The organism is Kordia aestuariivivens, assembly GCF_014397005.1.
Taxonomy (GTDB): domain Bacteria; phylum Bacteroidota; class Bacteroidia; order Flavobacteriales; family Flavobacteriaceae; genus Kordia; species Kordia aestuariivivens.
The window spans coordinates 1-1086 of the sequence record NZ_JACGWS010000037.1 but is presented as its reverse complement, the minus strand read 5'-3'; the positions used below and the strand labels follow the sequence as shown (position 1 = coordinate 1086).

The 1086-nt window shown below is 46.6% G+C and carries 1 protein-coding gene; it reads right to left on the bottom strand.

Going from position 1 to position 1086, the window contains the following annotated elements; all coding sequences use genetic code 11:
• Window positions 1–1086 (bottom strand): Calx-beta domain-containing protein (locus H2O64_RS23905; protein WP_215907214.1); only part of this gene is annotated, 1086 nt, incomplete at both ends.

Genomic DNA, 1086 nt, shown 5'->3' with positions numbered 1-1086 from the left:
CGTCTTCTGCGATGGTTACATCACCAACGCTCATCGCTGGGGTATCATTATCTGTGATCGTTACCGTTCCTGAATCTGTTGGATTGCTCGTGTTGCCACTAGCTACTGTTCCAGTAACTGTAAAGTCTTCGGTTGGTTCTCCAACTACATCATCGGTAATTGGAATACTAACGTTTACCGTTGTTTGTCCCGCTGGAATGGTTGCAGTTACCGTTGTGGTTGTATAATCATTTGGATCGGTGGCACTGTTATCGGTCGTAGTGATGGATACCACTGTATCTACACTGCTTGGATTGTCAATGCTCACTGGTACCGAGACGCTTCCGCCGTCTTCTGCGATGGTTACATCACCAACGCTCATCGCTGGGGTGTCGTTATCAGTGATCGTTACCGTTCCTGAATCTGTTGGATTGCTTGTGTTTCCACTAGCAACGCTACCTGTAACTGTAAAGTCTTCGGTTGGTTCTCCAGTTGTATCATCGGTAATTGGAATACTAACGTTCACGGTCGTTTGTCCTGCTGGAATGGTTGCAGTAACTGTGGTCGTGGTATAATCATTTGGATCAGTTGCACTGTTATCAGTCGTTGTGATCGATACTACTGTATCTACTGAGCTTGGATTGTCAATACTCACTGGTACCGAGACGCTTCCGCCGTCTTCTGCGATGGTTACATCACCAACACTCATCGCTGGGGTATCATTATCAGTAATTGTTACCGTTCCACTATCTGTTGGATTGCTTGTGTTGCCACTAGCAACTGTTCCAGCAACTGTAAAGTCCTCGGTTGGCTCTCCAACTGTATCATCGGTAATTGGAATACTAACGTTCACCGTTGTTTGTCCCGCTAGAATCGTTGCAGTTACCGTTGTGGTGGTATAATCATTTGGATCAGTTGCACTGTTATCGGTTGTCGTGATGGATACTACTGTATCTACTGAGCTTGGATTGTCAATGCTCACTGGTACCGAGACGCTTCCGCCGTCTTCTGCGATGGTTACATCACCAACGCTCATCGCTGGGGTGTCATTATCTGTGATCGTTACCGTTCCTGAATCTGTTGGATTGCTCGTGTTGCCACTAGCTA